We start from the raw sequence: 26,039 nt of genomic DNA on the forward strand, positions 1-26,039 counted from the left end.
CGCAGCCCGTGGAGCCCGCCGTCGATGCGCCTGCTTGCCCTGCCCGCCTTCGAGGACAACTACATCTGGGCACTGGTGGACGACGATGGCGACGCGCTGGTCATCGACCCGGGCGATGCGGCGCCCGTGCTGGCGGCCACCGGCAACGGCCTGTGGCCGGCGGCGGTCCTGGTCACCCACCACCATGCCGATCACGCCGGCGGCGTGGCCGCGCTGCGCGAGCGCTGGCCGACCCTGCCGGTGTTCGCCCCCGACGATCCGCGCATCCCCGACGCCAGCCAGCGCGTCGGCGAAGGCGACCGCATCGAGCTGAAGAACTGGCGGTTGTCGGTGATGGCGGTGCCCGGCCATACCTCCAGCCACATCGCCTTCCATGGCGGCGGCGGCGATGGACCACCGCACCTGTTCTGCGGCGATACCTTGTTCAGCCTGGGCTGTGGGCGGATGTTCGAAGGTACGCCGCCGCAGATGCTGGCCTCGCTCGACCGTCTGGCCGCCCTGCCGGCCCATACCGCGGTCTGCTGCGGCCACGAGTACACCCTGTCCAATGCGGCCTTCGCCCTGGCCGTGGACCCCGACAACCCGGCCCTGCGCCAACGCACCGAGGAAGCCCGCGCCATGCGCCATGCCGGACGCCCCACGCTGCCCAGCACGCTGGGCCAGGAAACCGCCACCAACCCCTTCCTGCGCGTGGACACGCCATCCGTACGGGCGGCGGTGGCGCGCCGCCTGGGCCGCGCGCCCGCCGACCGGGTGGAAGTCTTCGCCGAACTGCGGCGCTGGAAGAACGACTTCCGCGCATGAGGTCCCGTCGCGCCCTGCGCTGGACCGGCCTGGCGGCCGGGCTGCTGGCGACGCTGATGGTCGCGGCCGCCGACGATCCCGCCCCCATGGCCGCTCCGGAAGCCGGGGCCCTACCCGCGGCACCGGCGGCGATCCCCGCGGTGCCCCCCATCGACCCGGCCAGCCTGCCCCCCACCCAGCAGCGCAGCGGCCTGGAAATCTACCAGCGCTTCCGCGACGGGCTGGCCGATCCGACCTGCGACAGCGCCGCCACCAACGGGCGCTGGAAGCAACACTTCAGCCACGCGCCCGGCCAATTGGTCAAACCCAACGACGATCTGTTGCCGCTGTTCGGCTACGTGGTCGACGCCCTGCGGGAAGCGCACCTGCCGACCGAGTACGCGCTGATCCCCTTCGTCGAAAGCGGCTACAAGCCCGGCGCGCGCAACGCCGGTGGCCCGGCCGGGCTGTGGCAGTTCATCGGCACCACGGCGCGCAACCACGGCGTACCGATGCGCGAAGGCTACGACGGCCGCCTGTCGCCGGTGGATTCCACCCAGGCCGCGGTGCGCTATCTGAAGACCCTGCACGGCATGTTCGGCGGCGATTGGCGGCTGGCGGTGATGGGCTACAACGCCGGCGAATACCGGGTCCTGCAGTCCATGCGCCGCGCCGGCATGAACGCCGGCAACGCGCGCCCGGCCGAACTGCCCGGCCTGTCCGGCATCACCTACGCCTATGTCGAGAAACTGCACGCGCTGGCTTGCATCTTCCAGCAGGCCGACGATCGCATGGAATGGCTGCGCCGCCTCGATCGACCGGTGCCGCGACTGGCGCCGCACACCCTCCCCGCCGATGCCACGCTGGAGCAGTGGGCCGCCCGCAACGGACACAGCGCGCTCCTGTTGAAACGCCTCAATCCGGCGCTGGCCGGCACTTTCAGCCGTGGCCCGCGTCCCCTGCGGCTGCTGGCGCCCACCGAGGCCATTGACGAGGTGTTGCCCCCCATTGCGGCGGCCGATGCCGGTCCGGAGCGGAACGCGGCCGGGACCAGGGCACAGGATTCTTCCGGGTCCGGCGAAAGCGCCCGCTCGCATACCGTCCGCAGCGGCGAATCGGCCTGGACCATCGCCCGCCGCTATGGACTCAAGCCGCAGCAACTCCTGGTGCGCAATGGCCTGAAGGCCGATGCGGTGCTGAAACCCGGCATGGTGCTGCAACTGGACGAAGCGGCGCCCTGAGCCCGGCGGGAACGGCGCCGGCCGTACACGCCACTCCTTCGCCGCCATCCACGAAAAAGCCCGCCTTGCGGCGGGCTTTGCTTCACGTCGTCGAAGGGTCTACAGGCGCTCTTCGAACACATTCACCTTGAAGCGCTTGCGCATGGCGTCGACGTACGCCTGCGACGCGATGCCACCGCTCATCTGCGCGAGCTGCTGCTGCATCATCACGCGTTCCTCGGCGGGCATCGCCGTCATGTCGCCCTCGGTCACCTTGTTGACCGCGAACACGATGTAGTTGCCGTCGCCCAGCGACACCTTGCCGGCAATGGCCTTGCCTTCGGCCGGGCGCTGCGCGGCGAAGATCGCCTCGTTCGCTTCGGCCGTCGGCATCGGGATGCCGCGACGCATGCCGGGCAGATCGTTGAAGCGCAGGTTCTCCGCGGCGGCGATCGCCGACAGCGCCTCGCCCTTGTCCAGGCGCGCGACCACCGCATCGGCGGCGGCCTCGGCGGCCTTCTCGCGGCGGTCTGCGCGGATGGCGACGACGACGGCGTCGCGCACTTTTTCCAGCGGCTGCGCCTGCTCGGGCGCGTGCTGGGTCACGCGGATGACGACGCTGTGGTTCGGCGCGATCTCGATGGGATCGCTGATCGTGCCGTCCTGCACCAGCGTTTCCGAGAACGCGGCCCGCAGCACGGCCGGGTTGGCGGCGATGCCGAGCGGCGCGTTGCGCGGGAACGGTCCCACCGTCTGCAACGGCAGGCCGACCGCCTGCGCCGCCGGCGCCAGTTCCGTCGGGTTCTTCAGCGTCTCGTTGACCACGCGGCCGGCCAGGTCGTTGTAGGCACGCTCGCGTTCGTTGCCGGCCTGCTCCGCGGCCAGTTCGCCGCGCACTTCCTCGAAGCTGCGGCCCGTGCCGGGCCTGATCTCGCGCAGCTGCAACACGTGGTAACCGAAATCGCTCTTCACCGGCCCGCTGATCTCGCCGGCCTGCATCGCGAAGGCCGCGTCCTCGAACGGCTTCACCATCGAGCCGTCTTTCGCGAAAGGCGGCAGTTCGCCGCCCTCGTCCCTGGAGCCGGGATCTTCCGAATTGGCGCGGGCCAGCGCCGCGAAGTCGGCGCCTGCCCTGGCCTGCTGCGCCAGCGCGGCCGCCTTTTCCTCGGCGGCTTTCAGGGTGGCCGCATCCGCGCCGGCGTCGGCCGCGATCAGGATGTGCGCCACCACGCGCTGCTCGGGCGAAACGAAGCGCGATTTCTCGTCTTCGTAGCGCTTGCGCAGCGCGGCTTCATCGACCGGGGCATCGGTCGGCAGCGTGTTGCCGTTGATCTCGATGTACTCCAGCGCAACGCTCTCGTCCTGCTTGAAGTCGTCCTTGTGCCCGTCGTACCACGCCTTGATGTCGGCATCGTCGACCGGCGCGCTGTCTTCCGGCGGCGCCGGCAACAGCGCGAGGCCGACGTCGCGGGTCTCGCCCAGCAACTTCCACATGCGTTCCTGCTCGCCGTCGGTGAAGAAGTCGGAATCGCCGATGGCCTGCGGGATCAGCAGCATGCGCAGGCGGTCGCGCTGCTCTTCCTGGAACTTCAGCGGCGAAATCGGCGGCACCTGCGAGGACAGCAGCAACTGGTACTGCTCGGGACTGAACTTGCCGTCCACCTGGAAGGCGGGTTCGCTGCTGATCGCCTTCTGCACGGCGGCATCGCCGATGCGGATGCCCGCGCGCGTGGACGCCAGCGCCAGCACCTTCTGGTCGATGAGCTGCTCCAGCACCCTGCGCTTGTTCTCCACGCTCTCGAACTCGCGCGGATCGAACGCCTCGCCCTGCGCCTGGCGCTGCTGCTGGCGCACCTGCTCGAAGGTGGCGCGGAATTCGTCCGTGGTCACTTCCTCGCGCTGCCACAGCATCGAGACCGGCCACCATTGCGGAGCGGATTCCCACCAGGTCGGCGGCGCTTCGACCACCGCCACGTCGCCGGCGGTGCCACCGGTCATGTATTCGTTCACGCCGACGAAGGCGAACGGAATGATCAGCAAACCCAGGATCAGGCTGGCGATCCAGCCGGTGGTCTTGTCGCGGAGTTTCTGCAGCATGGGTGCATGGGGCCCGATTTCGTTTAGCCCTGCAGTTTAACGCGCCTGGGGCATGGCCGTCTCTACGCTGCGGCGCCGCCGCGACCGACGGGCGGCACGGCGCCGGGCCCGCCAGCCAGGATCGGCGGACAGCAAAAAGCCCGCCTTCGCGGGCTTTCTGGGGATGGTGGCGGAGTGCACGGGGCATTCCTGACAGGAGCCCCCGACCGCGCCGCCGCTAGTTCTCGCGCTCCAGGCACTCGCAATCACAGGTGTCCGATGAGGTTGTCCGGGACGATAGCAGGTCCCATCGGAGACTTGCTTCATTTCGATATTTATAATAATATCGAAATATGGAGAACACCAACGCCGTCCTGCTGCTTAGCGCCCTGTCCCAAGAAACGCGGCTCGCCGTGTTCCGCCTGCTGGTCCAGCAGGGTCCCAACGGATTGCCGGCCGGCCAGATAGCCGACCGGCTGGACATCAGCCCGGCCACCCTGTCCTTCCACTTGAAGGAACTCACCAATGCCGGGCTGACCCTCGCCCGTCAGGAAGGGCGCTTCGTCATCTACTCGGCCAACTACAAAACCATGGACGGGCTTATTTCGTTTCTGACCGAGAACTGCTGCGCCGGGGCGCCGTGCGAAGCGACCGCCTCCCCTTGTGCTGTATCCGACAAACAAATGAGGAACGACCCGTGAAACGCCTCCATATCCATGTCTCCGTCAAAGACCTGGCCGAAAGCATCCGCTTCTACTCGGGACTGTTCGCCACGGCGCCCACAGTGGAGAAGGCCGACTATGCCAAATGGCTGCTGGACGACCCGCGCGTCAACTTCGCTGTTTCCACGCATGCCCAAGCCACCGGCGTTAACCATCTCGGCATTCAGGCCGAGGACGCCGAGGAACTGACCGAAATCAAACAGCGCGCCCACATTGCGGGTATCGCCAGCCAACCCGAAGTCGGCGCCGACTGCTGCTATGCGCGATCGGACAAGCATTGGCTGGAGGACCCGCAAGGCATCGTGTGGGAGGCGTTCCACACGATGGGCGATATCCCTGTCTATGGCGCCAACCGCGCGCCCGGACAGGATAAGAACGCCTGCTGCGCTCCCGTTCCGTCCACGAACGCCAGCGCCCGCACTTCCTGCGGCACGGCTTCCGCCTGCGGCTAACCGCCACCATGCCACCGATCCCCACAACACGATGAACACGACGCCCTACAACATCCTGTTCCTTTGCACGGGCAACAGCGCCCGCAGCATCATGGCGGAAGGATTGGTCAATGACCTTTCCCACGGCCGGTTCAAGGGTTTCAGCGCTGGCAGCCATCCCGCCGGACAGGTCAATCCCCTCGCGCTGGAAACCTTGCAAGCACTCGGCTGCGAAACCGACGGCATGTCCAGCAAGAGTTGGGATATCTACGCCGGCCCGGACGCTCCAAAGATGGATTTCATCATCACTGTCTGCGACAACGCGGCGGGCGAAGCTTGTCCCTTCTGGCCGGGTTCGCCGATGACGGCACATTGGGGATTTCCAGACCCGGCCAAAGTCGAGGGCGACGACGAAACCAAGCGCGCCGCCTTCTCCAGGACAGCTCAAGCCATCGCCCCCCGCCTGCGCCTGTTCCTGTCGCTTCCGATAGACAAACTCGACGCCTTGTCCTTGCAGAACGAGCTGCGCTCGCTCGGCTCCGTCTGATGCCGATGCGCAGTCGCCTGCTGGCCGAGGCGCTAGGTTCCGCCTTTCTGCTCGCCGTCGTCGTGGGCTCCGGCATCATGGGCGAGCGGCTATCGGCTGGAAATATCGCCATCGCATTGCTAGCCAATGCATTGGCGACCGGCTGCGCCTTGTTCGCCCTGATACAGATGTTCGGCCCTATTTCCGGGGCACACTTCAACCCCGCCGTATCGCTGGCGATGGTGGCGCGAGGAAAACTCGTCGCGCGCGATGCCGCCGGCTACATCACTGCCCAGGTTGCAGGCGCTTTCGCCGGGGTGGCGTCGGCCCATGCCATGTTCGGCCTTCCTGCTTTCAGCGCCTCGACGCATGCCCGGCTTGGAGCGCCATTGGCGTGGAGCGAGTTCATCGCCACTTTCGGCCTGCTGCTCGTCATCCTCCTGGCCAGCCGCGGAAGAAATCATCGCCGATATCCAGCGCCCCGGCGCCTTCAAGGAGCAACTGCTAGCCAGACGCGCTCGACCAGCCGAAACGGAAGCGCCGTTTACGCCAAGGCACCGCCCCTGCGGCCCTCGGTTGTTATCGCAACCGGGGGACGCATCGTTTTGAAGTGCTATCCGGCACGGGCCGCAATCTTCGGAGGCTTGATCATTGCGCTCCCCTCGCGCAGTCCCATGAAGGTTTGAGAATAGTCGGCCGCCCACTGAACCGACATTCGGAGGGCTACTCGGGGGCAGCGGGTGCCTATGGCGCACTTTGACGACCATCCGGCCTAGCGCAGGCTCAGGTCGGCAGGCACACACAGGCGGAAGTAAAACAGGCTGGAGCGGTCTCGGATGAGGTAGTGCGCCACTCGCATGGACGTGTCCAAGCGAATGTCCAGGACCCGAAAAAACGAAACGCCCGCAAGTCACTGACTAACGGGCGCTTCGAATTTAGTGGCGGAGTGGACGGGACTCGAACCCGCGACCTCCGGCGTGACAGGCCAGCATTCTAACCGACTGAACTACCACTCCGCGCTGAGACGAACATTGTAAGGCGGTTTCGCGCGTTTCCGCTAGACCACCCGACAAATTTTCTGATTTCGCATCGCCCCGAGGTGGTGGGTGCTGAGGGTTTCGAACCCCCGACCCTCTCCGTGTAAGGGAGACGCTCTACCGCTGAGCTAAGCACCCGGGCGCTTGTGCACCCTGCCATCGGCAGCGAGTCGATTAGTTTACGGCATCCTTCAGGGCTTTGCCAGCCTTGAACGCCGGGTTCTTCGACGCATTGATCTTGATGGTGTCGCCGGTCTTCGGGTTGCGGCCCGTGCGGGCGGCGCGCTTGCGGACCTGGAAAGTGCCGAAGCCGACCAGCGTCACGGTGTCGCCCTTCTTGAGGGTCTTGGTGATGCTGGAGATGACGGCGTCGACGGCACGGCCGGCTTCGGCCTTGGACATTTCGGCTTCGTCGGCGACGGCATCGATCAATTCGGTTTTGTTCATTTAGTAACTCCCTTTGCGGCACAACCGCGGAATAAGTAACCGGGACCTCAGGCGTCACGCGCCCGCGCAGGGTCCGGCCGTTTTTTCCGCAGGCATCATCCGGTGTGGAGATGCCTGCGGGTCACGCCGTTATACCAGCGCAAAAAATGCCACGCAAGCCGAAAACCCAATAATGACGCGGGTTTTGAGGGTTTTCGGCTCGTTGTCCGACCAGCGTTCAGTGCTTGACATCGGGTTGCCGTGAAGGCTTCTCCGCTTCCGGCACGGGACGCTCCGCGCTGCCGCCGCCTGCCGCCGGCACGGGCGCGAGCGGGCGTTCCAGGGCCAGGTCGAGCACTTCGTCGATCCAGCGCACCGGCACGATCTTGATGCCATCGGTGACGTTGGCAGGAATGTCCGACAGGTCCTTGCGGTTCTCTTCCGGGATGATCACGGTGGTGATGCCGCCGCGCAGCGCGGCCAGCAGTTTTTCCTTCAGCCCGCCGATCGCCGACACGCGTCCGCGCAGCGTGATCTCGCCGGTCATCGCCACGTCGGCGCGCACCGGGTTCCTGGTCAACGCCGACACCAGGGCGGTCGCCATCGCGATGCCGGCGCTGGGGCCGTCCTTCGGCGTGGCGCCATCGGGCACGTGCAGGTGCACGTCGTGCTTCTGCAGGAAATCCGCATCCACGCCCAGGCTGGCCGCGCGGCTGCGCACGACCGACAGCGCGGCCGAACCGGATTCCTTCATCACGTCGCCCAACTGACCGGTCAACGTCATGCCGCCCTTGCCGGGCACCAGCGCCACTTCGATCTGCAGCAGGTCGCCGCCGACTTCCGTCCACGCCAGTCCGGTGACCAGGCCGATCTCGTTCTGCTCTTCCGCACGGCCGAAGTCGTAGCGGCGCACGCCGGAATACTTCTCGAGGTTCTTCGAGGTGACCTGCACGGAGGCGGTCTTCTTCTTCGTTGCCGGCCTGGGACCGGCCAGTGCGATTTCCTTCACCACCTTGCGGCAGATCTTGGCGATCTCGCGTTCAAGGTTGCGTACACCGGACTCGCGCGTGTAATAGCGCACGATGTCGCGGATCGCGCCCTCGGCGATCTTCAGTTCTTCCGGCTTCAGGCCGTTGGCCTTCAGCTGCTTGGGCACCAGGTAACGCTGGGCGATGTTGAGCTTCTCGTCCTCGGTGTAGCCGGGGATGCGGATCACTTCCATGCGGTCCAGCAACGGACCGGGAATGTTCAGCGAGTTGGACGTGGCGACGAACATCACCTCGGACAGGTCCAGGTCCACTTCCAGGTAGTGGTCGTTGAACGCGCTGTTCTGCTCGGGATCCAGCACTTCCAGCAATGCCGACGACGGGTCGCCGCGGAAATCCATCGACATCTTGTCGATCTCGTCCAGCACGAACAGCGGGTTCTTGCTGCCGGTCTTGTTGAGGTTCTGCACGATGCGGCCCGGCATCGAACCGACGTAGGTGCGGCGATGCCCGCGGATCTCGGCCTCGTCGCGCACGCCGCCCAGGCTCATGCGCACGAACTTGCGGTTGGTCGCCTTGGCGATGCTCTGCCCCAGCGAAGTCTTGCCCACGCCGGGCGGACCGACCAGGCACAGGATGGGGCCGCGCATCTTCTTCACCCGCGACTGCACGGCGAGGTATTCGAGGATGCGGTCCTTGACCTTGTCCAGGCCGTAGTGATCGGCGTCCAGCGTTTCCTGCGCCACCTTCAGGTCCTTGCGGACCTTGGTGCGCTTGTTCCACGGCACGCCCAGCAGCCAGTCCAGGTAGTTGCGCACCACCGCCGCCTCCGCGGACATCGGCGACATCTGCTTGAGCTTGTTGAGCTCGTTCTTGGCCTTGGTCTCCACCGGCTTGGGCATGCCGGCCTCGGCGATCTTGCGGGCCAGGTCCTCCAGTTCGTTGGGGGCTTCGTCCAACTCACCCAGTTCCTTCTGGATGGCCTTCATCTGTTCGTTGAGGTAGTACTCGCGCTGGCTCTTCTCCATCTGCGACTTCACGCGGCCGCGGATGCGCTTCTCCAGTTGCTGCACGTCGATCTCGCCATCGACGAAGCCGACCAGCAGTTCCAGCCGCTCGCCGACCTCGATGGTTTCCAACAGGCGCTGCTTGTCGCTCAGGCGTACCCCAAGGTGCGCGGCGATGGTGTCGGCCAGGCGGCTGGGCTCGTCGATGCCGGCCAGTGTCTGCAGCAACTCGGGCGGCAGCTTGCGGTTGGTCTTCACGTACTGCTCGAACAGGCTCATCAGCGAACGCGCGACGGCCTCGATCTCGCGCGGTTCGCGGGCGTCGGTGGTCTCGATTTCCTCGCCCTGTCCGTACAGCGAACCGTCGCGTTCGACGACGTTGGACACGTTGACGCGCGCGGTGCCTTCCACCAGCACCTTGATGGTGCCGTCGGGCAGTTTCAGCAGTTGCAGCACCTGCGCCAGCGTGCCGACGGCATAGAGGTCGGCGGCGGCCGGGTCGTCGGTCTCGGCGGACTTCTGCGCCAGCAGCAGGATGCGCTTGTCGGCTTCCATCGCCTGTTCCAGCGCGCGCATCGATTTGTCGCGGCCCACGAACAGCGGGATGACCATGTGCGGGAACACCACCACGTCGCGCAGCGGCAGGACCGGCAGGTCTAGGATTTCAGTCTGGGAACGGCGGGGCATGGGGGCTCCAGCGGATTTGCGGAATTCGGGGTGTCCAAACACCAATGGCCCCGTTATGGGGCCATCGGCGAAGGGATGCAAGAGCAATCGGAAAACCCTTTCAGAACCAGTCGTTTGCGATATCGAGCGCAAAAACTGAACAGGCGCCACACGGGCGCCTGTTGCGATGGATCACGGCCGGTCCTACTCGGCGGCGGCGACCTTGGGCGCCGGCGGATTCTGGTAGATCAGGTACGGCTCGGACTTGTGCTCGATGACCGACTCGTCCACCACCACCTTGCTGACGTTCTCCAGCGACGGCAGTTCGTACATGGTATCCAGCAGCACCGATTCAACGATGGTGCGCAGGCCGCGGGCGCCGGTCTTGCGCTTGAGCGCCTTGCGCGCGATCGCCGACAGCGCGTCGGGACGGAATTCCAGTTCCACGCCTTCCATCTCGAACAGTTTCTTGAACTGCTTGGTGATGGCGTTCTTCGGCTCGGTCAGGATCTTGACCAGCGCGGTCTCGTCCAGCTCCTCCAGCGTGGCGACCACCGGCAGGCGGCCGACGAACTCGGGGATCAGGCCGAACTTGATCAGGTCCTCCGGCTCGACGTCGGACAGCAGCTTGCCGGTCTCGGTCTTGCGGGCGGAGCTCTTGACCTTGGCGCCGAAGCCGATGCCGCTGGCCTCGGTGGAGCGCTGCTGGATGATCTTGTCCAGGCCGGCGAAGGCGCCGCCGCAGATGAACAGGATGTTCTTGGTGTCCACCTGCAGGAATTCCTGCTGCGGGTGCTTGCGGCCGCCCTGCGGCGGCACGCTGGCCACGGTGCCCTCGATCAGCTTCAACAGCGCCTGCTGCACGCCTTCGCCGGACACGTCGCGGGTGATCGACGGGTTCTCGCTCTTGCGCGAGATCTTGTCGATCTCGTCGATGTAGACGATGCCCTGCTGCGCCTTGTCGACGTCGTAGTCGCATTTCTGCAGCAGCTTCTGGATGATGTTCTCGACATCCTCGCCGACGTAGCCGGCCTCGGTCAGCGTGGTGGCGTCGGCGATGGTGAACGGCACGTTGAGCAGGCGCGCCAGCGTCTCGGCCAGCAGGGTCTTGCCCGAACCGGTCGGGCCGGCCAGCAGGATGTTGGACTTGGCCAGTTCGACCTCGTCGTTTTTGCTGCGGCTCTCGATGCGCTTGTAATGGTTGTACACCGCCACCGCCAGCGTGCGCTTGGCGCGCCTCTGGCCGATCACGTACTGGTCCAGGACTTCCAGGATCTCGCGCGGCTTGGGCAGGTGGCTGCGGGCGGACTGGGCCTTTTCTTCCAGTTCCTCGCGGATGATGTCGTTGCACAGCTCGACGCATTCATCGCAGATGAACACGCTGGGACCCGCGATCAGCTTGCGGACCTCATGCTGGCTCTTGCCGCAGAACGAGCAGTACAGGATTTTGGTGCTGTCGCCGGAACGGCCCTGACGATCTTCGCTCATGCTTCGGTTACTCGGTCACTCAAACTGCCCGTGGGGGCTTTCGGTCGGAGAATAGCACACGGCCCCGCTTTGTCAGCGGGGCCCGGGGCGGGGTGGGAAAAGGCGTGAAACAGGGCGGATACGCCTGTTCAGCCAGCCTGGATGGACTCGTCCGGACGACGCTCCAGCACCTGGTCCACCAGCCCGTAGGCCTGGGCGTCGGCGGCGCTCTTGAAGTTGTCGCGCTCGGTGTCGCGCTCGATCGTCTCCAGCGCCTGGCCGGTGTGCTTGGCCAGGATCTCGTTCAGGCGCGCGCGCAGGGTCAGGATCTCGCGGGCGTGGATGTCGATGTCCGTGGCCTGGCCCTGGAAGCCGCCCAGCGGCTGGTGGATCATCACCCGCGAGTTGGGCAGGGCGTAACGCTTGCCCGTGGCGCCCGCCGCCAGCAGCAGCGCGCCCATGCTGGCCGCCTGGCCGACGCAGATGGTGCTGACGTCCGGCTTGATGTACTGCATGGTGTCGTAGATGGCCATGCCGGCCGTCACCACGCCGCCGGGCGAGTTGATGTACAGGCTGATGTCCTTCTCGGGGTTCTCCGCTTCCAGGAACAGCATCTGCGCGACGATGACGTTGGCCACGTGGTCGTCCACGCCGCCCACCAGGAAGATCACCCGCTCCTTCAGCAGGCGCGAATAGATGTCGTAGGCGCGTTCGCCGCGGCTGGTCTGTTCGACCACCATCGGCACCAGGTTGAGGGCTCGGGTAAGGTTATCCATGGCGGGGTTCCTGTTGTTGTTTAGACCCCCGCACATGGATGTGCGGGCTCTTGCGAGGGATTCGCATTACTGGCGGATGGCTTCCTGGAAGGAAAGCGCCTGCTCGGTGTGCTGGGCGCGTTCGGCGATCCAGTCGATCACCTGCTCTTCCATCACGCGGCTCTGCAGGCTGTTCATCAACTGGGGATCGTTGCGGTACAACTCAATGACCTGTTCCGGCTCTTCGTAGGTCGAGGCGATCAGGCGCAGGGTCTCGTTCAGGCGCTTGGAGTCCAGGCGCAGCTGGTTGCGGCGGGCCACCTCGCCCACCAGCAGGCCGACCAGCACGCGCTTGCGGGCCGGGTCCATGAAGCCTTCGTGGGCGTTGTCGGGGAGCTGCACCGGCTGGCCGTTGCGGCGGGCCTGCTCGGCGGCCTGCTGCACCATCGCGCGGGCTTCGTTCTCGACCAGGCGCGGCGGCATCTCGACGTGCGCGTAGGCGGCGATCAGCTGTTCGCCCACTTCGCGGCGCAGACGGGTCATCAGCGCGCCCTTCAGCTCGCGCTCCAGGTTGCTGCGGATGTCGGCGCGGAACTGTTCGGCATCGCCGCTCTTGACGCCGAAGCTGCGGATGAACTCGCGGTCCACGTCCGGCAGGAGCGGCTCGGCCACGTCGGTGACCTTCACATGCACGTCCACCTGGCGACCGGCCAGCTGCGGCACGCGCCAGTCGGCCGGGAAGGTGACCGGCACGGCCTTCTCGTCGCCCTTGGCCAGGCCCACCAGGGCCTGCTCGATGTCGGCGAACATCACGCCGGAGCCGATCAGGGTGGCGCCCTTCTCGATGCCCTCGGCGGGCATGCGCTCGTCGCCGGCCTGCGACCAGGTTTCCAGCGCCACGCGGTCGCCTTCCTTCGCGCCGCGCTCGACGGTCTGGAAGGTACGGCGCTGCAGGCGCAGGTTCTCGACCATCTGGTCGATGTCGGCGTCGGTGACCTCGGCGGTGTGGCGGATCACGTTGAGCTTGGCCACGTCGATGTCGCCGAAGTCCGGCACCACTTCGAAGGTGGCGACGAAGTCCAGCTCGCCCTCGCCCTGCTTCTCGATGCGCGGATTGCCGGCCAGCTGCAGTTCCTGGTCGCGCACGGCGTTGTTGAAGGTTTCGCGCAGCAGGCCGTCCAGCGCCTCGGCGCGGACCTGTTCGCCATAGCGCTGTTCGATGACCTTGGCCGGCACCTTGCCCGGGCGGAAGCCCTTGATGCGCGCGGTGCGGGACAGCTCGCGCAGGCGACCGCCGATGTGGGTGTCCAGACGCTCAGCCGGCAGGCTGAAGCTCATGCGGCGTTCGAGGTTGCCGATCGATTCGACCGAAACTTGCATACTCACTGACTCCTGCTGCCACGGCCGGGCCGCAGCACTGTTGATAATCGGGGTCGCCCTGGGACGGGCGGCAACGCCAGCCCCGGCGGAACTTGATAGTTTCGCCGATTCTGGGGCGCGCTGCCAGCATCATGCCCTCTGGAAGGCCCCGGCCGGCCGGCCTCGGGCGACCGGGCCGTCTGTAGGAGGGGCTTCAGCCCCGACCGTATCCCAGGCGGGCAAGGAAAGGCATCGGGGCTGAAGCCCCTCCTACAGGGGAAGCCGGAGGCCTGGTGCGAAAGGAGGGACTCGAACCCTCACGGGGGTTACCCGCTGGAACCTAAATCCAGTGCGTCTACCAATTCCGCCACTTTCGCAGGTGCCCGGCATTCTACCCGCCTGGCCACCGGGACCGGCAAAAAAGCGCCCGGGGTGACCGGGCACTTTCGGGTTTGGTAGGCCGTCAAGGATTCGAACCCTGGACCGCGCCGCGACCCGCTCCGGGCCACCCATGATCCGTAACGCGCCGCAGCGCGCCCGCGCACTTTGACCGCCGTAAAAGAAAACGCCCGGCATTGCCGGGCGTCTCGGGTTTGGTGGGCCGTCAAGGATTCGAACCTTGGACCTATTGATTAAGAGTCAACTGCTCTACCAACTGAGCTAACGGCCCCGAAAACTGGCTGCGTAGTGTAACCGCATCTTCTTTTGCTGGAAACCCCCGCGACCGCGGAAGCCTTGCGGACAATGGGGTGCGGTACCCGGCGCGCTATTAACCGTCACGCTCAATGTACCCCTACCCCTGCAGGCGATACCCCGCCGGCTGAGGAGTCAAATGCTAAGGCAAGCGACCTGAACGAGCAACCCTTACACGCAACGCGTCACGCGCCCGCGCCCGAACCAACTGCCGCCCCAGCGGCGGCGGCCTCAGCCCTCAGTCTGGCGATCCGGGAGAGGAACAGCGAATAGGAAGACCGACCACGCGGCCGCTTCCTAGGCTTCGCCACCTTGGCTCTACCCGTCATGTCCTCTACGAATCTCTGGAGTCGAGACGCTGCAACCTTGAAGCCTGGGTTGATCCGACTGCTCTCTCGGTACTGCCCCAGCAAGGCCTTACCGAGGATGACTTTGTCTTCCGACTTCGCCGTCTTCAAGGCTCTTTCGTAGAGCCTCATCTTCAAGCGCCTCTTGTGCGGCACATCCACCTTGGAGGGCCATACAACCGCCCCCGTGATCACCTTTGGCCGCTTCGCTTTGTAGAAGCGGACTTTGTGACCCGCGTACCCCTCTCGGTTGAGTTCATTGAACACGAGGGCCAAAAAGTCATCGTCCAGCCCTGCCCCGGAGAAGACCATATCGTCCACATAGATGGTGAATTTCAGCCCTCTTGCGCCTGCCAACGCAGCGATCCGCGCAAACATGGGTGCGCAGGAAAAGTACGACAAGACAGGACTAAGAGCACTGCCAGTTGGCAGCTTCCCCTCATGGCAACAAAGCTCGGAAAGGACATGCGCCACATCTTCTGCGCACTTCATCTGCTCTACAAAGAAGGACTTGACCGCCTTCCGCTTAACTGACGGATAGAAGGATCTGATATCTACCTTCAAAGCCGGCTGGGAGTGCCTGTGCACCAGAGCATTGTCTAGGTATGAGCGCCTCTTGGTTGCCGAATACACATAGTCGGGCTTCTCTAACGCACCAAGCAACTTCGCTAGCCTTCGTTGAAAAGCATCTAGCGTTGGCTTGGGTTGCTGCACCATACGAACCTTGTCGCTGACCGGCATGCCCGCCAGGACGTCTTGGTGCTTCTGCTTCAGCGGCCAAACTCGATAGTTGCTATCGAGCTGCCTTAAGAACTTGATGTCGGCAACCTTGACGCCGAAGAGCGCAGCAAGCTTCTTTTTACTAGTGAGTCTGTAGAGAGGGGACTCGTGAAGCTTCAAGGTTCTTGCCATGGAACTTTAGGCCGCCTTACCCAAGCTCGCCTTATTCTCAATCCAACGCAATATCGCTAACGCCTTCTCGCCTAGCATCGTCCGAACCTTCAGCTCGGCGGGACTTTCGTCAGAGTTCTCGGCGAACAGCACAAGCGAAGAAAGCGGCATATCGAAATGCGCGGCGTATCGCTGCAGCAAATCTAGACTCGGCACTTTTTTCCCGGACTCAATCTCAGAGAGATACGACCGAGAAATGCCGAGCGTTTCAGCCAACTCGGATTGGTTGACATCGTGAAATGTCCTAACCAAGCGGAGCGCTTCACCAAACATGGGTTTTCCTCCATTGGGGAAATTGAAATGAGAGGTTAGTCCATAAAGAACTCAGTCACTTTGAGCCACACCCTGTACAGGTAGAGGCCTACTTTGACTGCCCAAAAGACACCCTTAAGAACCTTCTCCCAAGGGAAGCGAGCTTTTGGCTTGGACAACGCGGAACTGCGATTGGTACTACTATCTTCGTGTTTCATGAAACCTCCTGAGGTAAGTGACGAACCGGATCAGAAAAACTTGGTTCGCCTCTCGGCACTGCGCCTCAGGCCAAAAACACTTTCGAAGGTAGTTTCGCGCTAGGTCCCTCTCACACAACCCGTCTTCCTCTCGGAGACGTCTAAGTCACAAGAAAGATCACCATGAAACGACCGGATCCGTGAATCCGTGCGGCCATGCCGACTTTGTGAGGGTTAGAGGCCGAAACCTCCACAGGCTTACGCCCCCTTCTACAACCACACCGTGCCAACTCTTCGTTTACCCAACCGCGATGCCATGGTAGCACCATGTTCGCTGAGAGTCAACATTGTGCAGCCCAGGAGCGAACATACTCACCCCTTCAAGGGTTGCCAGCCCCCTTCTTCTTTCTCCGCTTCCGCGGCTCATCCACATCCGCTTCGCGCGTGATGGCGCCAGATCTCGCGCTGAGCCTCTGAATTAGCTCTTCTTTAAATAGGAGTGCCAGCAATCGCCCGGCATTGGGGACTACCCAGTTCATGGGAAGCGGCTCTTTTACGTCCCAAACCTCCAGGACGTACTTCAAACAGCGTCGCTTGGTGGTTTCTGATTCAAACGTATGGAGCTTGTACCAGCGGGCCATGAGAGTGCACCTCAACTACCAACGTTGAGCTGAGGAGACTCGAACCATAGATCCCAGTCAAATCAAATATTTGCGTTCGCCGCAAATAAGAAGGGCCCCGATACGCAAATATCGGAACCCTTATTAATCAACTACTTACATATAGTTGGGGTGGATGAGGGGACTCGAACCCCCGACAACCGGAATCACAATCCGGTACTCTAACCAACTGAGCTACACCCACCATTGAAACCTGCCGCCCGGCCGATCGCACCGGAATGGCGCGCCCGACAGGACTCGAACCTGTAACCGCCGGCTTAGAAGGCCGGTGCTCTATCCGGTTGAGCTACGGGCGCATGACGCTTGCCTGTACCGCAGCCGGATTGTCGCACCCTGCACCGCCTGACAACATCAGACTGGTCGGGGTAGAGGGATTCGAACCCCCGACCCTCTGCTCCCAAAGCAGATGCGCTACCAGACTGCGCTATACCCCGACGAGGGTCCCGGCGTGGCGTCTGGACGCCAACGAGGCCGCGTATTGTCGGAAGCCACGGCCCCGCTGTCAAACGAAACATGCCGGACTGCGGCATGGGATATGCTCACGGACTGGGGACAGAAGTCCGACATCCATATGAGGGAACCATGATACGCAGTGGCAATCCAGCGCTGAAAGAATCCACCTTCCTGGACCTGGGCAGCGGCACCGTCGTTTCCCGCGACGCGGACGCGATGACCCTGAACGGCACCGTCAACAAGACCGGCATCCTGCTGTTGCTGGCCGTGCTGACCGCCGCATTCGCCTGGAGCCAGACACTGACGCCGACCGGCGAGGTCGCCCCGGGCGCTTCGCTGTACCTGTGGGGCGGCCTGATCGGCGGCTTCATCCTGGCCATGATCACCGTGTTCAAGAAGACCTGGGCCCCGGTCACCGCGCCGCTGTACGCGCTGGTGGAAGGCTTCTTCCTGGGCTCCATCTCGGCCATCTACAGCCACCTGTACCAAGGCATCGTGATGCAGGCGGTGATGCTGACCTTCGGCACCCTGTTCGCCCTGCTGCTCGCCTACCGCAGCGGACTGATCAAGGCCACCGAGAACTTCAAGCTGGGCGTGGTCGCGGCCACCGGCGGCATCGCGCTGGTCTACCTGGCGACCATCGTGCTGGGCTTCTTCAACATCAACATCCCGCTGATCCACGAATCCGGCCTGATCGGCATCGGCTTCAGCCTGTTCGTGATCGTCATCGCCGCGCTGAACCTGGTGCTGGACTTCGACTTCATCGAAACCGGCGTCGAGCAGGGCGCGCCGAAGTACATGGAGTGGTACGGCGGGTTCGGCCTGATGGTCACCCTGGTGTGGCTGTACATCGAGTTCCTGCGCCTGCTGGCCAAGCTGCAGTCGCGCGACTGACTAGGGAGCAGGGGCCGGAGGTGCGACGCTCCGCTGGCCCCCGGTCTCTGGCCTCTGATTATCTCCGCCGTCAGACGCGGCTGGCGATGGCCTTGGCGAACGACATCGTGGTGCCGGTGCCGCCCAGGTCCGGGGTCAGCGAATCCTTGGCTTCCAGCGTGGCGATGATGGCCGCGCGCAGGCGCTCGGCCTTCTCGGGCTGGCCCAGGTGGTCCAGCATCTGCGCCGCGCCCAGCAGCAGCGCGCAGGGATTGGCCACGCCCTTGCCGGCGATGTCCGGGGCCGAGCCGTGCACGGCCTCGAAGATCGCCGCGTCGACGCCGATGTTGGCGCCCGGGGCCAGGCCCAGGCCGCCGACCAGGCCGGCGCACAGGTCGGAGATGATGTCGCCGAACAGGTTGGTGGTGACGATGATGTCGAACTGTTCCGGACGCATCACCAGCTGCATGCAGGTGTTGTCCACGATCATCTCGTTGCACTCGATCTCCGGGTACAGCGCGGCCACTTCGCGCGCCACCTTCAGGAACAGGCCCGAGGTGGTCTTCAGGATGTTGGCCTTGTGCACCACCGTAATCTTCTTGCGACCGGTCTTGCGGGCCAGTTCGAAGGCGTAGCGGACGATGCGCTCGGAGCCCTTGCGGGTGACCTTCTGGGTCAGCAGCGCGGTTTCGCCGTCCTCGGAGATGGACTGGCCCTCGCCGATGTAGGCGCCTTCGGTGTTCTCGCGCACCGTGATCAGGTCCACGCCGTCCGGGAAGCGCGACTTGGTGTTGGGGAACGACTTGGCCGGGCGCACGTTGGCGTACAGGTCGAAATGGCGGCGCAGCGCCACGTTGATCGAGCTGAAGCCCTCGCCCACCGGCGTGGTCAGCGGGCTCTTCAGCGCCACGCCGTTCCTGCGGATGGAATCCAGCGTGGCCTGCGGCAGCAGGTCGCCGTGCTTCTCCAGCGCCACCATGCCGGCGTCGGCTTCTTCGTACGTCAGGCCGACCTTCAGCGCGTCCAGCACGTGCAGGGTGGCATCCATGATCTCCGGGCCGATACCGTCGCCGCGGATGACCGTAATCGTCTGGGTCATTGCTTGATTCCGAACAGGGGCGCGCGCCGGCCGGGGCCGGAACAGGGCGCTAGGGGAAGAGTTGTGCCCCCTATTATGCCCGAGCGGCGGTGACGGCCCCAAATCGACCTTGGTCCTACGTCTTGCGGCACGGGCTGTAGGAGGGGCTTCAGCCCCGACCTCGGCAAGGATCCGAGCTTCGGGGCTGAAGCCCCTCCTACAGGGCTTTCAGGCGTGGTCGTGCGCGGCCGGCGCGGCGGCTTCGCCGCCTTCCAACTGGTCCAGGAAATCCACCGCCCGGCGCAGGTGCGGGATGACGATGGAGCCGCCCACCACCAGGCCGACCGAGAAGGTCTCGAAGAACTCCTCGCGGGTCACGCCGGCCTCCTTGCACTGGGCCACGTGGTAGCTGATGCAGTCGTCGCAGCGCAGGACCAGCGAAGCCACCAGGCCCAGCAGTTCCTTGGTCTTCACGTCCAGCGCGCCGGCCTGGTAGGTCTGCGTGTCCAGCGCGAAGAAGCGGCGGACGACCTGGTTGGGTTCGTCCAGGATGCGCTTGTTCATCCGCTGGCGGAATTCGGTGAAGGCCTTCACGCGGTCCAGGCCGTCGTCGGTGGCGCTCACGCGGACGCTCCGGCCAGCAGGGGTTCGAGCTTGCCGGCGCGGTGCAGCGCGATCATGTCGTCGTAGCCGCCCACGTGGGTATCGCCCACGAAGATCTGCGGCACGCTGGTGCGCCTGGCCTTGCCGATCATCTTCTCGCGCTCGGCCGGGTCCAGGTCGATGCGTACTTCCGTCCAGGCCTGGCCCTTGCTCTTCAGGAAGTTCTTGGCCGCCACGCAGTACGGGCAGATGGCGGTGGTGTACATCGTGATCACCGGCGCGGCGGTTTGCGGGGTGTCGGTCAAGGCGGTTCTCCGGAACGAAAATGTCGTGGTGCGGTCCAAGCCAATATCGGGTGGCATGGGGCCGGCTTCCAGCCGGCCGGGTGGAACAGTGCGGACCGGTACTGGTCCGGTTAACCACGTATTCACTCGCCCGATACGCCGACCCGTCATCCTGCTGCCGATCGCAGGCCATTATCCGCCAGGGAGTTCCTGTTTGCGCCCTCTGCTGCTCGCCACTGCCCTGACCCTGGCCCTTGCCGCCCCGCTGGCGGCTTCGCAGGACAGCCGGCTGCCCGACATCGGCTCCTCCGCGGGCGAACTGCTCACCCCCGCCCGCCAGGCCGAGTACGGCGGCATGATGCTGCGCGAACTGCGCAACTACGGCTACCTGCTGGAAGACCCGCTGGTCACCGACTGGCTGCAGACCATGGGCAGCCGGCTGGGCGCCGACAGCGACAACCCGCAGCAGTCGTATACGTTCTTCATGATGCGCGACCGGCAGATCAACGCCTTCGCCACGCTGGGCGGCTACATCGGCATGAACGCCGGCCTGGTGCTGACCGCCGAGCGCGAGGACGAAGTGGCGGCGGTGCTGTCGCACGAAATCGCCCACGTCACCCAGCAGCACGTGCTGCGCGGCGTGGAACGCGCGCAGCGCGACCAGGTGCCCATCCTGCTGGGCATGCTGGCGGCCATCGTGGCCGCGCAGGCGGCGGGCGGCAACTCCAGCGGCGACGCCTCGCAGGCGGCCATCGCCTCGGCGATGGGGCTGATGGCCCAGCGCCAGATCGACTACACGCGCTCCAACGAATCCGAGGCCGACCGCATCGGCATCCGCACGCTGGCCCGCGCCGGCTACGACGTGGACGCCATGGCCGGCTTCTTCGCCCGCATGGCCCAGGCGACCCGCGCCAGCCGTGGCAACGAACGCGACCGCGCGCCCGATTACCTGCAGACCCACCCGGTCACCACCACCCGCATCAGCGAAGCCCAGCAGCGCGCCGAGCAGATGCGCAAGGACAACGTGACCCTGGTGACCACCGTGCCCGGCGGGCAACGGACGGAGTCGTTCAATCCACGCACCATCGTCCTGCCGGAAACCCGCAGCGACAACCCGCTGCTGCCGATCCCGGTCACCCTGCCCTCGCCGGTGTTCGACCGGGGCGACAGCGGCCAGTTCGGCTGGGCGCGCGAACGCCTGCGCGCGCTCAGCGCCAGCACCCCGTCGATGGCGGCGCGCGAATACGAGGCCATCCGCCGCGAAACCGGCAAGTTGACCGACGCCCAGCGCTACGGCCTGGCCGTTGCCCACCTGCAGGCCGGCAACGGCAGTGCGGCCCGCACCGAGCTTCAGCAACTGCTGGCCGACCATCCGGACAACCTGTGGATCGAGCTGAGCCTGGGCGAGGCCGAGTCGCGCGCCGGCGACCATGCCGCCGCCAACCGCCGTTTCGATGCCCTGCTGCAACGGCTGCCGTACAACCGCGCGGTGGCCCTGACCTACGCCAAGGTACTGAACGAACAGGGCGGCCGCGAGGCCGGCCTGCGCGCCCAGGCCGTGCTGCGCCCGATGCTGGGCCGGGCCGGAAACGACCCGGTCTTCCAGCAGCGCTTCGCCCGCGCCAACGAGCTGGCCGGCGATACCGCCCGGGCCGGCGAGGCCTATGCAGAGGCCGCCTACCTGAACGGACGGCCCGAGCAAGCGCTCATCCAGCTGCAGAATCTCAAGCGCCAGAGCGACCTGGACTATTACGCCCGCGCCCGCATCGACGCCCGCATCGCCGCCATCACCCCCGAAGTGCTGGAACTGCGGCGCCAGGGCATCCGCGACCCGGACATGGAGCGGCGTTGACATGGCGCCGGCCGGGCCAGATGACAGTCCGGCGCCATGTCATGGAACCGTCATAAAATTGTCGTCTACTGGCGCCATCCCCCATCGCCACCGGATTTCCCGTGCAGAAGCACATCCTGATCGTTGACGACGAGCCGGCCATCCGCGACATGGTCGCCTTCGCCCTGCGCAAGGGCGAATACGAACCCATCCACGCGGGCGACGCCCGCGAGGCGCAGAACGCCATCGCCGACCGTGTGCCCGACCTGATCCTGCTGGACTGGATGCTGCCCGGCACCAGCGGGCTGGAACTGGCCCGCCGCTGGCGCAAGGACGCCATGACCCGCGATGTGCCCATCATCATGCTGACCGCCCGCGGCGAGGAGAACGACCGCGTCGGCGGCCTGGAAGCCGGCGTGGACGACTACGTGGTCAAGCCCTTCTCCGCCCGCGAACTGCTGGCCCGCATCCGCGCGGTGATGCGGCGCTCGCGCGACGACGACGAGGACGGCAGCGTCGCCGTGGGCAGCCTGCGCATCGACGGTGCGGCGCACCGCGTGTTCGCCGGCGACAGCCCGGTGCCGATCGGCCCCACCGAATACCGCCTGCTGCACTTCTTCATGACCCACCCCGAACGCGTCTACAGCCGTACCCAGCTGCTGGACCATGTATGGGGCGGCAGCGTGTACGTGGAGGAGCGCACCGTGGACGTGCACATCCGCCGCCTGCGCAAGACGCTGGAACCGCACGGCCTGGAGAACATGGTGCAGACCGTGCGCGGCTCCGGCTACCGTTTCTCCGCGGCGATGTGACACAGGGTTGCTGGTCCCCGGCCACCCTACATCTGTCACTTCCCGTAACACACATCTGCCACAATCGGTCCATGCCCCAACACATCCGTTCCGCGTGGTTCAAGACGCTGGGCCAACTGGCGCTGATCCTGGTGCTGGCCGCGGTGGTCGGGCTGGTCGTCGGCCATCCCTGGCCGGTGGTCACGCTGGCGGCGCTGGGCGTGGTGGCCTGGCATTACTGGCGGCTGCGCAAGGTGCTGCTGCGGCTGACCGCGCGCCAGCGGCTGGAACCGGCGCGCGGCGACGGGGTGTGGAACGAACTGGACCGCCTGCTCTACCGCGGCCAGGCCGAGATGCGCACCCGCAAGCGCCGCCTGCTGGCCATGCTGCGCGCCTACCGCGCCGCCGCCGCCGCGCTGCCCGACGCGGTGGTGGTGGTGGAACGCAACAGCCAGCGCGTGCAATGGTTCAACAAGGCCGCCACGTCGCTGTTGGGCCTGGAGTATCCCCACGACATCGGCGCCGCCATCGGCGAACGCCTGCAGCCGCTGCCGATGTCGCACTGGCTGGCCGCCGGCCGCAATGCCGAACCGATGCTGGACGCGGCTTCGCCCATCGACGCGAACCTGCGCCTCAACCTGCGCCTGATCCCCTATTCGGACCAGCACTGGCTGCTGGTGGCGCGCGACGTCAGCAAGATGCTGCGGCTGGAACAGATGCGCCGCGACTTCGTCGCCAACGTCTCGCACGAGCTGCGCACGCCGCTGACCGTGGTGCACGGCTACCTGGACATGCTGGAACCCGGCGAATTCCCCGACTGGGCGCCGATGCTGGCCGAGATGCAGAAGCAGTCCCAGCGCATGACCCAGCTCGTCGAGGACCTGCTGACGCTGTCGCGGCTGGAAGCGCAGGACAGCCTGCCCGACGAGTCCATCGCGATGGCGCCGATGCTGGCCACGCTGCGCCGCGAGGCCGAAGCGCTCAGCCAGCGCCGCCACACGATCGTGGTGCAGGACGAGGCAGGCGTGGACCTGTCCGGCTCCAACAAGGAACTGCACAGCGCGTTCTCCAACCTGGTCAGCAACGCGGTGCGCTACACGCCCGCCGGCGGCACCATCACCGTGCGCTTCGCGCGCGAAGCCGATGGCGGCGCGGTGCTGTCGGTGCGCGACACCGGCTACGGCATCCCGGCCGCGCACCTGCCGCGCATCACCGAACGCTTCTACCGCGTCTCGACCAGCCGCTCGCGCGAGAGCGGCGGCACCGGGCTGGGCCTGTCCATCGTCAAGCACGTGCTCAACCTGCACCAGGCGCGGCTGGAGATCGAAAGCGAAGTCGGCCACGGCAGCACCTTCTCCGTCCACTTCAACGCCGAACGCCTGCAACCGCGCCTCGATGCGTCCACCCTTCCCTTGCCGGACAGCCAGACCGCATGAACGCCGCCATCGACACCACGCCCGGGGCCCACAACGGCGAAGACGCGCTGCGCGATCCTTCGATGTACCTGAACCGCGAACTGTCGCAGCTGGACTTCAATTTCCGCGTGCTGGCGCAGGCGCAGGACCCCAGCGTGCCGTTGCTGGAACGGCTGCGCTTCCTGTGCATCTCCTGCACCAACCTGGACGAGTTCTTCGAGATCCGCGCCGCCACCGTGCGCCACGCGCAGGACTTCGGCCTGCCGCCCGGCGCCGACGGCATGAGCCCGGCCACCGTGCTCAACAGGATCCACGACCGCGCCGCCGAACTGGTGGACGCGCAGTACAAGTGCTGGAACGAGGTGCTGCGCCCCGGCCTGGCCGAGGCGGGCGTGCGCGTGTTCGGCCGCGACAGCTGGAACGCGCGGCAGACGCGCTGGCTGCGCGCCTACTTCCGCAACGAGATCATGCCGGTGCTGTCGCCGCTGGGGCTGGACCCGGCCCACCCGTTCCCGAAGATCCTCAACAAGTCGCTGAACATCGTGGTGGTGCTGAAGGGCAAGGACGCGTTCGGCCGCGCCGGCCACCTGGCCATCGTGCGCGCCCCGCGCTCGCTGCCGCGCATCATCCACCTGCCGCAACGGGTGTCCGGCGGCGAGAACGACTTCGTGCTGCTGTCGTCGGTGCTGTCGGTGTTCGTGGACGAACTGTTCCCGGGCATGGAGGTCAAGGGCTCCTACCAGTTCCGCGTGACCCGCAACTCCGAACTCGTGGTGGACGAGGAGGAAGTGGAGAACCTGGCGCTGGCGCTGCGCGACGAACTGGTCGGCCGCGGCTACCGGCCCGCCGTGCGGCTGGAGATCGCCCACGACTGCCCCAAGCCCATCGTGCGCACGCTGTTGCAGAACTTCGCCCTGCCCGAGAACGCGGTGTACCCGATCAACGGGCCGGTCAACCTCAACCGCGTGATCCAGGTGTACGACCTGGTGCAGAAGCCGGAATTGAAGTATCCGCCCTTCACCCCGCGCACGCTGCGCGACAGCGACGCGATCTTCGAGAGGGCCGCCGAGGACGACATCCTGCTGCACCACCCGTTCGATTCGTTCGCCAGCGTGCTGGAACTGATCAAGCAGGCCGCGGTGGACCCGGACGTGCTGGCGATCAAGCAGACCCTGTACCGCACGGGCAAGGACTCGGCCATCGTCGATGCGCTGGTGCAGGCCGCGCGCAACGGCAAGGACGTCACCGTGGTGGTGGAACTGCGCGCGCGCTTCGACGAGGACGCCAACCTGGGCGTGGCCGACAAACTGCAGGAGGCCGGCGCGCAGGTGGTGTACGGCGTGGTCGGCTACAAGACCCACGCCAAGATGCTGCTGATCGTGCGCCGCGAGGGCCGCAAGCTGCGCCGCTACGTGCACCTGGGCACCGGCAACTACCACAGCGGCACCGCGCGCGCCTATACCGACATCGGCCTGATCACCTCCGACCCGGACATCGGCAACGACGTGCACCTGCTGTTCCAGCAACTCTCCGGCCTGGCGCCGACCACCAGGCTCAAGCGCCTGCTGCAATCGCCCTTCACCCTGCACTCGGGCATGCTGAAGAAGATCGAACGCGAAGCCAAGCTGGCGCGCGCGGGCAAGCCGGCGCACATCATCGTCAAGATCAACGCCATCAACGAGCCGCGCATCATCCGCGCGCTGTACGCGGCCTCGCAGGCCGGCGTGCGGATCGACCTGATCGTGCGCGGCGCCTGCGCGCTGCGGCCCGGCGTGCCGGGCATCTCGGACAACATCCGCGTGCGTTCCATCGTCGGGCGCTTCCTGGAACACAGCCGCATCTACTGGTTCGGCAACGACGGCTCGCCGGAACTGTACTGCGCCAGCGCCGACTGGCTGGAACGCAACCTGCTGCACCGCGTGGAAACCTGTTTCCCGATACTCGACAAGGAACTGGCCCAGCGCGTGTTCCGCGATGGCCTGCAGAACTACCTGGACGACAACACCAACGCATGGGAACTGCAGGCCGACGGCACCTATCGCAAGCTTTCGCCGGCCCCCGGCGAAGCCCCGCATTCGGCGCAGGGCACGCTGCTGGCGAAGGTGTGACGACCCATCCCCTGTAGGAGCG

General features: G+C 65.7%; 23 protein-coding genes and 7 tRNA genes. 11 read left to right on the top strand and 19 right to left on the bottom strand.

The window, feature by feature from the left end; translation table 11 throughout:
- Positions 1-24: 24 nt before the first annotated feature.
- A complete protein-coding gene (gene gloB, locus AAD027_RS11310) occupies positions 25-804 on the top strand; it encodes a hydroxyacylglutathione hydrolase (protein ID WP_341726129.1) in 780 nt (259 codons plus the stop codon).
- Complete coding sequence (locus AAD027_RS11315; RefSeq protein WP_425605440.1) at positions 801-2,024, top strand: lytic transglycosylase domain-containing protein; 1,224 nt, start codon at positions 801-803, stop codon at positions 2,022-2,024. Before gloB ends, AAD027_RS11315 begins: the two co-directional genes overlap by 4 nt.
- A 99-nt stretch (positions 2,025-2,123) precedes the next feature.
- On the opposite strand, the gene AAD027_RS11320 is transcribed toward AAD027_RS11315, so the two are convergent.
- Positions 2,124-4,100 (bottom strand): peptidyl-prolyl cis-trans isomerase, encoded by a 1,977-nt coding sequence (locus tag AAD027_RS11320; RefSeq protein ID WP_341726130.1) that lies wholly within the window; start codon positions 4,098-4,100, stop codon positions 2,124-2,126.
- Between the two features lie 332 nt (positions 4,101-4,432).
- Here AAD027_RS11320 and AAD027_RS11325 point away from each other — a divergent pair, with 332 nt between their 5' ends.
- Genes AAD027_RS11325 through AAD027_RS11340 form a run of 4 tightly spaced genes read left to right on the top strand, consistent with a single transcriptional unit; the run spans position 4,433 to position 6,444 of the window.
- Positions 4,433-4,780 (top strand): ArsR/SmtB family transcription factor, encoded by a 348-nt coding sequence (locus AAD027_RS11325; protein WP_341726131.1) that lies wholly within the window; start codon positions 4,433-4,435, stop codon positions 4,778-4,780.
- Entirely contained in the window at positions 4,777-5,253 is a 477-nt protein-coding gene (locus AAD027_RS11330; RefSeq protein ID WP_341726132.1) for an ArsI/CadI family heavy metal resistance metalloenzyme, read from the top strand. Before AAD027_RS11325 ends, AAD027_RS11330 begins: the two co-directional genes overlap by 4 nt.
- 31 nt (positions 5,254-5,284) lie before the next feature.
- On the top strand, positions 5,285-5,779 hold the full coding sequence (locus AAD027_RS11335) for an arsenate reductase ArsC (protein ID WP_341726133.1): 495 nt from the start codon (positions 5,285-5,287) through the stop codon (positions 5,777-5,779).
- Positions 5,779-6,444, top strand: coding sequence for an aquaporin (locus AAD027_RS11340; protein ID WP_341726134.1), 666 nt, complete (start codon positions 5,779-5,781; stop codon positions 6,442-6,444). Before AAD027_RS11335 ends, AAD027_RS11340 begins: the two co-directional genes overlap by 1 nt.
- Positions 6,445-6,697: 253 nt before the next feature.
- On the opposite strand, the gene AAD027_RS11345 is transcribed toward AAD027_RS11340, so the two are convergent.
- The 15 genes from AAD027_RS11345 to AAD027_RS11415 form a co-directional block, all read right to left on the bottom strand.
- Positions 6,698-6,774 (bottom strand) — tRNA-Asp (locus AAD027_RS11345).
- An 84-nt stretch (positions 6,775-6,858) separates the two neighbouring features.
- Positions 6,859-6,933, bottom strand: a tRNA-Val gene (locus AAD027_RS11350).
- A 36-nt stretch (positions 6,934-6,969) separates the two neighbouring features.
- Positions 6,970-7,242 carry an HU family DNA-binding protein gene (locus AAD027_RS11355; RefSeq protein WP_341726135.1) on the bottom strand — a complete coding sequence of 91 codons (273 nt, stop codon included), beginning with the start codon at positions 7,240-7,242 and terminating at the stop codon, positions 6,970-6,972.
- 217 nt (positions 7,243-7,459) lie between these two features.
- Positions 7,460-9,901: an endopeptidase La gene (lon, locus tag AAD027_RS11360; protein ID WP_341726136.1), complete on the bottom strand. Its 2,442-nt coding sequence runs from the start codon at positions 9,899-9,901 to the stop codon at positions 7,460-7,462.
- 183 nt (positions 9,902-10,084) lie between these two features.
- Complete coding sequence (clpX, locus tag AAD027_RS11365) at positions 10,085-11,368, bottom strand: ATP-dependent Clp protease ATP-binding subunit ClpX (protein WP_341726137.1); 1,284 nt, start codon at positions 11,366-11,368, stop codon at positions 10,085-10,087.
- A gap of 128 nt (positions 11,369-11,496) precedes the next feature.
- Positions 11,497-12,123 (bottom strand): ATP-dependent Clp endopeptidase proteolytic subunit ClpP, encoded by a 627-nt coding sequence (gene clpP, locus AAD027_RS11370; protein ID WP_341726138.1) that lies wholly within the window; start codon positions 12,121-12,123, stop codon positions 11,497-11,499.
- Positions 12,124-12,189: 66 nt separating this feature from the next.
- Positions 12,190-13,482, bottom strand: a complete 1,293-nt coding sequence (tig, locus tag AAD027_RS11375; RefSeq protein ID WP_341726139.1) for a trigger factor — start codon at positions 13,480-13,482, stop codon at positions 12,190-12,192.
- 270 nt (positions 13,483-13,752) lie between these two features.
- Positions 13,753-13,838 (bottom strand) — tRNA-Leu (locus AAD027_RS11380).
- A 217-nt stretch (positions 13,839-14,055) separates the two neighbouring features.
- Positions 14,056-14,131, bottom strand: a tRNA-Lys gene (locus tag AAD027_RS11385).
- 208 nt (positions 14,132-14,339) lie between these two features.
- Positions 14,340-15,413, bottom strand: coding sequence for a reverse transcriptase family protein (locus tag AAD027_RS11390; protein WP_341726140.1), 1,074 nt, complete (start codon positions 15,411-15,413; stop codon positions 14,340-14,342).
- Positions 15,414-15,419: 6 nt separating this feature from the next.
- Positions 15,420-15,725: a helix-turn-helix domain-containing protein gene (locus AAD027_RS11395; protein WP_341726141.1), complete on the bottom strand. Its 306-nt coding sequence runs from the start codon at positions 15,723-15,725 to the stop codon at positions 15,420-15,422.
- A 556-nt stretch (positions 15,726-16,281) separates the two neighbouring features.
- The gene (locus tag AAD027_RS11400; RefSeq protein ID WP_341726142.1) at positions 16,282-16,542 is read right to left on the bottom strand and encodes a hypothetical protein; all 261 of its coding nucleotides are present in this window, start codon (positions 16,540-16,542) and stop codon (positions 16,282-16,284) included.
- A gap of 146 nt (positions 16,543-16,688) precedes the next feature.
- Positions 16,689-16,765: transfer RNA gene (locus AAD027_RS11405), tRNA-His, on the bottom strand.
- Between the two features lie 35 nt (positions 16,766-16,800).
- Positions 16,801-16,877, bottom strand: a tRNA-Arg gene (locus AAD027_RS11410).
- Positions 16,878-16,938: 61 nt separating this feature from the next.
- Positions 16,939-17,015, bottom strand: a tRNA-Pro gene (locus AAD027_RS11415).
- 148 nt (positions 17,016-17,163) lie between these two features.
- Here AAD027_RS11415 and AAD027_RS11420 point away from each other — a divergent pair.
- On the top strand, positions 17,164-17,928 hold the full coding sequence (locus AAD027_RS11420; RefSeq protein ID WP_341726143.1) for a Bax inhibitor-1/YccA family protein: 765 nt from the start codon (positions 17,164-17,166) through the stop codon (positions 17,926-17,928).
- Between the two features lie 70 nt (positions 17,929-17,998).
- Here AAD027_RS11420 and AAD027_RS11425 read toward each other — a convergent pair whose 3' ends face one another.
- The 3 genes from AAD027_RS11425 to grxC form a co-directional block, all read right to left on the bottom strand.
- Positions 17,999-19,006 carry an isocitrate dehydrogenase gene (locus AAD027_RS11425; protein WP_341726144.1) on the bottom strand — a complete coding sequence of 336 codons (1,008 nt, stop codon included), beginning with the start codon at positions 19,004-19,006 and terminating at the stop codon, positions 17,999-18,001.
- A 207-nt stretch (positions 19,007-19,213) separates the two neighbouring features.
- Entirely contained in the window at positions 19,214-19,549 is a 336-nt protein-coding gene (locus AAD027_RS11430; protein WP_425605449.1) for a carboxymuconolactone decarboxylase family protein, read from the bottom strand.
- 56 nt (positions 19,550-19,605) lie between these two features.
- Positions 19,606-19,854 (bottom strand): glutaredoxin 3, encoded by a 249-nt coding sequence (grxC, locus tag AAD027_RS11435; protein WP_341726199.1) that lies wholly within the window; start codon positions 19,852-19,854, stop codon positions 19,606-19,608.
- A 232-nt stretch (positions 19,855-20,086) separates the two neighbouring features.
- Between grxC and AAD027_RS11440 the strand changes: the two genes are divergently transcribed.
- The 4 genes from AAD027_RS11440 to ppk1 all read left to right on the top strand — a co-directional run bounded on the left by AAD027_RS11440 (position 20,087) and on the right by ppk1 (position 26,017).
- The gene (locus AAD027_RS11440; protein WP_341726146.1) at positions 20,087-21,724 is read left to right on the top strand and encodes a M48 family metalloprotease; all 1,638 of its coding nucleotides are present in this window, start codon (positions 20,087-20,089) and stop codon (positions 21,722-21,724) included.
- 101 nt (positions 21,725-21,825) lie between these two features.
- Positions 21,826-22,515 carry a phosphate regulon transcriptional regulator PhoB gene (phoB, locus tag AAD027_RS11445; RefSeq protein ID WP_341726147.1) on the top strand — a complete coding sequence of 230 codons (690 nt, stop codon included), beginning with the start codon at positions 21,826-21,828 and terminating at the stop codon, positions 22,513-22,515.
- A 71-nt stretch (positions 22,516-22,586) separates the two neighbouring features.
- The gene (gene phoR, locus AAD027_RS11450; protein ID WP_341726148.1) at positions 22,587-23,930 is read left to right on the top strand and encodes a phosphate regulon sensor histidine kinase PhoR; all 1,344 of its coding nucleotides are present in this window, start codon (positions 22,587-22,589) and stop codon (positions 23,928-23,930) included.
- On the top strand, positions 23,927-26,017 hold the full coding sequence (ppk1, locus tag AAD027_RS11455; RefSeq protein WP_341726149.1) for a polyphosphate kinase 1: 2,091 nt from the start codon (positions 23,927-23,929) through the stop codon (positions 26,015-26,017). Before phoR ends, ppk1 begins: the two co-directional genes overlap by 4 nt.
- Positions 26,018-26,039: the final 22 nt, after the last annotated feature.

The sequence above is a fragment of the Pseudoxanthomonas putridarboris genome (genome assembly GCF_038321125.1).
Taxonomy (GTDB): Bacteria; Pseudomonadota; Gammaproteobacteria; order Xanthomonadales; family Xanthomonadaceae; genus Pseudoxanthomonas_A; species Pseudoxanthomonas_A putridarboris.

Excerpts from the sequence above, each read along its gene's own strand:
- AAD027_RS11400 (WP_341726142.1), bottom strand. The coding sequence starts at position 16,542 with ATGGCCCGCTGGTACAAGCTCCATACGTTTGAATCAGAAACCACCAAG.
- AAD027_RS11340 (WP_341726134.1), top strand. The coding sequence starts at position 5,779 with ATGCCGATGCGCAGTCGCCTGCTGGCCGAGGCGCTAGGTTCCGCCTTT.
- tig (WP_341726139.1), bottom strand. The coding sequence starts at position 13,482 with ATGCAAGTTTCGGTCGAATCGATCGGCAACCTCGAACGCCGCATGAGC.
- AAD027_RS11390 (WP_341726140.1), bottom strand. The coding sequence starts at position 15,413 with ATGGCAAGAACCTTGAAGCTTCACGAGTCCCCTCTCTACAGACTCACT.
- AAD027_RS11320 (WP_341726130.1), bottom strand. The coding sequence starts at position 4,100 with ATGCTGCAGAAACTCCGCGACAAGACCACCGGCTGGATCGCCAGCCTG.
- phoR (WP_341726148.1), top strand. The coding sequence starts at position 22,587 with ATGCCCCAACACATCCGTTCCGCGTGGTTCAAGACGCTGGGCCAACTG.
- AAD027_RS11395 (WP_341726141.1), bottom strand. The coding sequence starts at position 15,725 with ATGTTTGGTGAAGCGCTCCGCTTGGTTAGGACATTTCACGATGTCAAC.
- clpX (WP_341726137.1), bottom strand. The coding sequence starts at position 11,368 with ATGAGCGAAGATCGTCAGGGCCGTTCCGGCGACAGCACCAAAATCCTG.
- AAD027_RS11315 (WP_425605440.1), top strand. The coding sequence starts at position 801 with ATGAGGTCCCGTCGCGCCCTGCGCTGGACCGGCCTGGCGGCCGGGCTG.
- AAD027_RS11325 (WP_341726131.1), top strand. The coding sequence starts at position 4,433 with ATGGAGAACACCAACGCCGTCCTGCTGCTTAGCGCCCTGTCCCAAGAA.
- AAD027_RS11355 (WP_341726135.1), bottom strand. The coding sequence starts at position 7,242 with ATGAACAAAACCGAATTGATCGATGCCGTCGCCGACGAAGCCGAAATG.
- lon (WP_341726136.1), bottom strand. The coding sequence starts at position 9,901 with ATGCCCCGCCGTTCCCAGACTGAAATCCTAGACCTGCCGGTCCTGCCG.
- gloB (WP_341726129.1), top strand. The coding sequence starts at position 25 with ATGCGCCTGCTTGCCCTGCCCGCCTTCGAGGACAACTACATCTGGGCA.
- ppk1 (WP_341726149.1), top strand. The coding sequence starts at position 23,927 with ATGAACGCCGCCATCGACACCACGCCCGGGGCCCACAACGGCGAAGAC.
- AAD027_RS11335 (WP_341726133.1), top strand. The coding sequence starts at position 5,285 with ATGAACACGACGCCCTACAACATCCTGTTCCTTTGCACGGGCAACAGC.
- grxC (WP_341726199.1), bottom strand. The coding sequence starts at position 19,854 with ATGTACACCACCGCCATCTGCCCGTACTGCGTGGCGGCCAAGAACTTC.
- AAD027_RS11425 (WP_341726144.1), bottom strand. The coding sequence starts at position 19,006 with ATGACCCAGACGATTACGGTCATCCGCGGCGACGGTATCGGCCCGGAG.
- clpP (WP_341726138.1), bottom strand. The coding sequence starts at position 12,123 with ATGGATAACCTTACCCGAGCCCTCAACCTGGTGCCGATGGTGGTCGAA.
- AAD027_RS11430 (WP_425605449.1), bottom strand. The coding sequence starts at position 19,549 with ATGAACAAGCGCATCCTGGACGAACCCAACCAGGTCGTCCGCCGCTTC.
- AAD027_RS11420 (WP_341726143.1), top strand. The coding sequence starts at position 17,164 with ATGATACGCAGTGGCAATCCAGCGCTGAAAGAATCCACCTTCCTGGAC.